This window comes from Mycobacterium sp. (assembly GCF_049683935.1).
GTDB lineage: Bacteria > Actinomycetota > Actinomycetes > Mycobacteriales > Mycobacteriaceae > Mycobacterium.
This window is the reverse complement of sequence record NZ_JBAUJR010000198.1, coordinates 1-5,570: the sequence shown is the minus strand read 5'-3', so window position 1 is coordinate 5,570 and position 5,570 is coordinate 1. Positions and strand designations below refer to the sequence as shown.

Annotated in this window: 4 protein-coding genes, 1 tRNA gene and 1 pseudogene; 2 read left to right on the top strand and 4 right to left on the bottom strand. The window is 65.8% G+C overall.

Annotated features, from left to right (window positions below):
• Positions 1-100: 100 nt before the first annotated feature.
• The 4 genes from WA965_RS11215 to WA965_RS11200 form a co-directional block, all read right to left on the bottom strand.
• Positions 101-175 (bottom strand) — tRNA-Val (locus WA965_RS11215).
• A 47-nt stretch (positions 176-222) separates the two neighbouring features.
• Positions 223-687 (bottom strand): peroxiredoxin, encoded by a 465-nt coding sequence (locus tag WA965_RS11210; RefSeq protein ID WP_526301103.1) that lies wholly within the window; start codon positions 685-687, stop codon positions 223-225.
• A gap of 5 nt (positions 688-692) precedes the next feature.
• Positions 693-1,121 (bottom strand): DUF3052 family protein, encoded by a 429-nt coding sequence (locus WA965_RS11205; protein ID WP_178359963.1) that lies wholly within the window; start codon positions 1,119-1,121, stop codon positions 693-695.
• 103 nt (positions 1,122-1,224) lie between these two features.
• Positions 1,225-1,803, bottom strand: a complete 579-nt coding sequence (locus tag WA965_RS11200) for an Rv2240c family protein (protein ID WP_526301105.1) — start codon at positions 1,801-1,803, stop codon at positions 1,225-1,227.
• Positions 1,804-2,029: 226 nt separating this feature from the next.
• Between WA965_RS11200 and aceE the strand changes: the two genes are divergently transcribed.
• Positions 2,030-4,819 (top strand): pyruvate dehydrogenase (acetyl-transferring), homodimeric type, encoded by a 2,790-nt coding sequence (aceE, locus tag WA965_RS11195; RefSeq protein WP_526301107.1) that lies wholly within the window; start codon positions 2,030-2,032, stop codon positions 4,817-4,819.
• Between the two features lie 110 nt (positions 4,820-4,929).
• Positions 4,930-5,570 (top strand): annotated as a pseudogene (locus tag WA965_RS11190) (PucR family transcriptional regulator); the annotation flags it as partial.

Below are 5,570 nucleotides of genomic sequence, written 5' to 3'. Positions count from 1 at the left end.
GCCCCGGCGCCTGTTCAAATCTCTTGGCACACTCTTGGCACAACGGGGGTTTGAAATTGAGAGAAAATCTTGGCCGTAAGTCTCTGACCAGGAATTTTGATGGTGGGCGCGGACGGTTTCGAACCGCCGACCGCTGGTGTGTAAAACCAGAGCTCTACCACTGAGCTACGCGCCCGATCCCGGGCAGGTTACCCGCCGATGACCTGCGACCGGAAATCCATCTCAGCCCGACCGCAACGCCGCAAGCGCGTGCGACCACACCGCCTGATTGCGGACCTCGCCAGGTTGCTTGCATTCGGCGAACCGGATCACCCCGGAGCGGTCCACCGCGAAGGTGCCCCGATTGGCGAACCCGGTGTCGTCGTTGAACACGCGATAGGCCTGACTGACCGCACCGTGCGGCCAGAAGTCGGACAGCACCGGGAAGGTGAAGCCGCGTTGGGTGGCCCACACCTTGTGGGTCGGTGACGGGCCCACCGAGATGGCCAGCGTGGCGGTGTCGTCGTTGACGAAGTCGCCCGGGTGATCACGGATGTCGTCGAGTTCGCGGGCGCAGATGCTGGTGAACGCAAGGGGGAAGAACACCAGGAGCACGTTCTTGGCGCCAGAAAACGAACTCAGCGTCACCGGCTGGTTGTTCTGGTCCTTGAGCGTGAAGTCCGGTGCGCTGCCGCCGACAGCCAGCACGCCCCCTACCGCTGCTTGGTGATGGCTTTCGCCTTCGGCTGCACCAGGCGACTGGCGATCCAGTCCCCCAGGTTGGCCGACGACGTCTGCATCAGACCCGCGGTCGGCGCCGACTCCGCGATGTCGGCGGGTTGCACGTGCCCGGGGTGGCCGGTCTTGGGAGTGACCACCCAGATGACACCGTCATCGGCAAGCGGGGTGATGGCGTCCATCAGGGTGTCGACGAGGTCGCCGTCCCCGTCACGCCACCACAGCAACACCACGTCGATGACCTCGTCGGAGTCCTCATCGAGCAGGTCGGCGCCGGACGCGTCCTCGATGGCGAACCGGATGTCGTCGTCGGAGTCCTCATCCCAGCCCAGTTCCTGCACGATCTGATCTTTTTCGATGCCCAACCTTTGGGCGTAGTTCGGGGGGTCACCCGCCGAGACCACCTTCGGTCCTCCTTCAGCCAACCTTCGACTCACTGTGTGCTGTGCCATGTTCTCGCCCTATCGTCGCACGCCGGGCTACAAGAGCGGACGTGTGATGGCAGGTTCACCGGTATGCCGCGTCGCATCGGTCCAACGCGGCGGTCTTGGAATCGTTCAACAGGGTGATCCCGGCGTTGAATTCTTCGGTCCCGTAATTGCCCGCGATCGCGGTCGCCACCGCCCGCGCCGCATCCACCCAGCCGTTGAGCGAGTCCCGCAGTTCGGGGGCCAGGCGATCGGAGATGGTGCCCGCGACCAGGTCCGCGCTGAGGTTCAGTGCGTCCACCGCCGGGCCCGCGGTGCGCCCGATGTCGGCAGGATTGGAGTTGGACGCGGCGACGTAGGCGTTGACGGCGCCGATGGCGTCTGCGCTGCTCGAACTCATCGCCTCGCAGGCCGCCTCGACCGCCTCGGCGCTCAGCGATTCCTGACGTTCGGACTCGCGCGCGCTCGAGCTGGCCGCGGATTCCTCGATGGACGCCGTCACCGATGCCCGGTACAGCCGTGCCTCGCCCTCCGCCACTGCGGCGTCTCCGTCGGTGACGTTGGTGCAGCCCACGACGATCATCGCCAGGGCGGCCACGATGCCGGTGAAGAAGGCGGCGCATCGCGCGCGGGGCGCGCTCAGCCAACCCGTCAGCACGGTGCAGACGTTACCGGTTCACCTGCCCGCTCATGGTGCCGATCGGGCCAGTCCGTCGCACTAAATGCAACCTGGCACACCCGGCAGTGCGGATGGGGCAGGATTAGACAAGGATGGAGCCCACCGCTCACATGAGGAGCGGACAGGGACATCGCACGCGAGACGCGAGGAAAACCCACTTCGCGGATTGCGTCAGCATGTACACCGCCTAACAAGGAGCGGAAAGTTGACCACCGAGTTCGTGCGCCAGGATCTGGCCCAAAACTCCAGCAGCACAAGCGAACCCGACCGCGTGCGGGTGATCCGGGAAGGTGTTGCGTCGTACCTGCCCGACATCGACTCCGACGAAACCGCCGAATGGCTGGAGTCTTTCGACCAACTGGTAGAACGGTCCGGACCGGCGCGTGCGCGCTACCTGATGTTGCGTCTTCTGGAACGCGCCGGTGAGCAGCGGGTGGCGATCCCCGCCCTGACCTCGACCGATTACGTGAACACGATCCCGACCGAACTGGAGCCCTGGTTTCCCGGCGACGAGGACGTCGAACGGCGCTACCGCGCGTGGATCCGGTGGAACGCCGCGATCATGGTGCACCGGGCACAGCGTCCGGGAGTCGGTGTCGGTGGCCATATTTCGACCTACGCGTCGTCTGCTGCCCTCTACGAGGTCGGATTCAACCACTTCTTCAGGGGTAAGTCGCATCCCGGCGGGGGCGACCAGATCTTCATCCAGGGGCACGCCTCCCCCGGCATCTACGCCCGCGCCTTCCTGGAGGGCCGGCTGACCTCGGATCAACTCGACGGGTTCCGCCAGGAGCACAGCCACGCCGGTGGCGGGCTGCCGTCCTACCCGCACCCCCGCCTGATGCCCGATTTCTGGGAGTTCCCGACGGTGTCGATGGGTCTGGGCCCGATGAACGCCATCTACCAGGCCAGGTTCAACCACTACCTGCAGGACCGCGGCATCAAGGACACCTCCGCCCAGCATGTGTGGGCATTCCTGGGCGACGGTGAGATGGACGAACCGGAGAGCCGCGGCCTCATCCAGGTGGCCGCCAACGAGGGCCTGGACAACCTGACCTTCGTCGTCAACTGCAACCTGCAGCGCCTCGACGGCCCCGTCCGCGGCAACGGCAAGATCATCCAGGAATTGGAGTCGTTCTTCCGCGGCGCCGGCTGGAACGTCATCAAGGTGGTCTGGGGCCGCGAGTGGGACGCCCTGCTGCACGCCGACCGCGACGGTGCCCTGGTCAACTTGATGAACACCACCCCCGATGGTGACTACCAGACCTACAAGGCCAACGACGGCAGCTACGTGCGCGACCACTTCTTCGGCCGCGACCCGCGCACCAAGGCTCTCGTCGAGCCGATGACCGATCGCGAGATCTGGAACCTCAAGCGCGGCGGGCACGACTACCGCAAGGTCTACGCGGCGTACCACGCTGCGATGGAGCACAAGGGCCAACCCACCGTGATCCTGGCGAAGACCATCAAGGGCTACACCCTCGGCAAGCACTTCGAGGGCCGTAACGCCACCCATCAGATGAAAAAGCTTGCGCTGCAGGATCTCAAAGACTTCCGCGACAGCCAGCGGATTCCGGTCAGCGACGACAAGCTCGAGGAGAACCCGTACCTGCCGCCGTACTACCACCCCGGACCGGAAGCTCCCGAGATCCGGTACATGCTCGATCGGCGCCGCGCGCTCGGCGGCTTCCTGCCCGAACGCCGGACCAAGGCCAAGGTCCTGGCGTTGCCGGGGCGCGATGCCTACAAGGCGCTGAAGAAAGGGTCGGGCAAGCAGGAGGTGGCCACCACCATGGCGACCGTGCGCACCTTCAAGGAACTGTTGCGCGACAAGAACATCGGGCCGCGCATCGTGCCGATCATCCCGGACGAGGCTCGCACGTTCGGGATGGACTCGTGGTTCCCGAGCCTGAAGATCTACAACCGTAACGGCCAGCTCTACACCGCAGTGGACGCCGAGTTGATGCTGGCCTACAAGGAGAGCGAGATCGGCCAGATCCTGCACGAGGGAATCAACGAGGCCGGCTCGACGGCATCGTTCACCGCGGTCGGTACGTCGTACGCCACCCACAACGAGCCGATGATCCCGGTCTACATCTTCTACTCGATGTTCGGGTTCCAGCGCACCGGCGACGGGCTGTGGGCCGCGGCCGACCAGATGGCTCGCGGGTTCATCCTCGGCGCGACCGCGGGCCGCACCACGCTGGTCGGTGAGGGTCTGCAGCACGCCGACGGGCACTCACTGCTGCTGGCCGCCACCAACCCTGCCGTGGTGTCGTATGACCCTGCGTTCGCCTTCGAGATCGCCTACATCATCGAAAGCGGCTTGCAACGGATGTTCGGGGAAAACCCGGAGAACATCTACATCTACATGACGATCTACAACGAGCCCTACGTCCAGCCGGCCGAACCGGAGGGCGTCGACGTCGACGGGTTGCTGCGCGGCATCTACCGCTATCAGCAGGCGCCCGAGAAGAAGAAGTACAGCGCGCAGATCCTGACCTCCGGTGTCGGCATGCCGTCGGCGCTCAAGGCCGCAGAACTGCTGGCCGACGAGTGGGATGTCGCTGCGGACGTGTGGTCGGTGACCAGCTGGGGTGAGCTCAACCGCGACGGTGTGGCGGTCGAGAAGGAGCGGTTGCGCCACCCGGACAAGCCGGCAGCGACCCCGTACATCACCGAGGTGCTGTCCGACGCGACCGGCCCGGTGGTGGCGGTGTCGGACTGGATGCGCGCCGTGCCCGAGCAGATCCGGCCCTGGGTGCCCGGGACCTATATCACGCTCGGCACCGACGGCTTCGGCTTCTCCGACACCAGGCCCGCTGCACGGCGCTACTACAACACCGATGGCGAGTCCGTTGCCGTCGCCGTGCTCGAAGGACTGGCGCGCGACGGCAACATCGACATGTCGGTGGCGGTCGAAGCGGCGCGTAAGTACGAGATCGACGACGTGATGGCGGCGCCGGAGCAGACGTCGGACCCCGGAGTCGCGTAGGCGACGACATTCCGCCCCGGAGTCGCGTAGGCGACGACATTCCACCCCGGAGTCGCTTGACGTAGGCGGCGCTTGTGGGAATCGACCAAAAAAGAGCGTAGCTTTTAGGGATGACCGACAACAATCGGTTCATCCCGCCGCGATCCACGGTCGAAGTGCTGGAGAACGTGCCCGAGTCGGCGCTGCGCCGACTCAAGCAGTATTCGGGTCGGCTCGCCACCCAGGCGGTCCACGCCATGGAGGAGCGACTGCCGTTCTTCGCCGAGCTGGAGGCGTCCCAGCGAGCCAGCGTGCAGCTCGTGGTGCAGACCGCGGTGGTCAACTTCGTCGAGTGGATGCGCAATCCGCAGAGCAACGTCAGCTATACCGCCCAGGCGTTCGAGGTGGTACCGCAGGATCTGCGCAGGCGGATCGCGCTGCGCCAATCCGTCGAGATGGTTCGCGTCACGATGGAGTTCTTCGAAGAAGTGGTGCCGCTGCTGGCGCGGTCAGAGGAGCAGCTGACCGCGTTGACCGCGGGCATCCTGCGGTACAGCCGCGACCTGGCGTTCGCCGCAGCCAGCGCCTACGCCGACCAGGCAGAGGCCCGGGGCGCCTGGGACACCCGGATGGAAGCCAACTTGGTCGACGCCGTCGTTCGCGGCGACCTCGGGCCGGAACTGCAATCGCAGGCCGCCGCCCTGAACTGGGATGCGACCGCGCCGGCAACCGTCGTCGTCGGGATGCCCCGGCCCGGCAGGCTGGACATCGC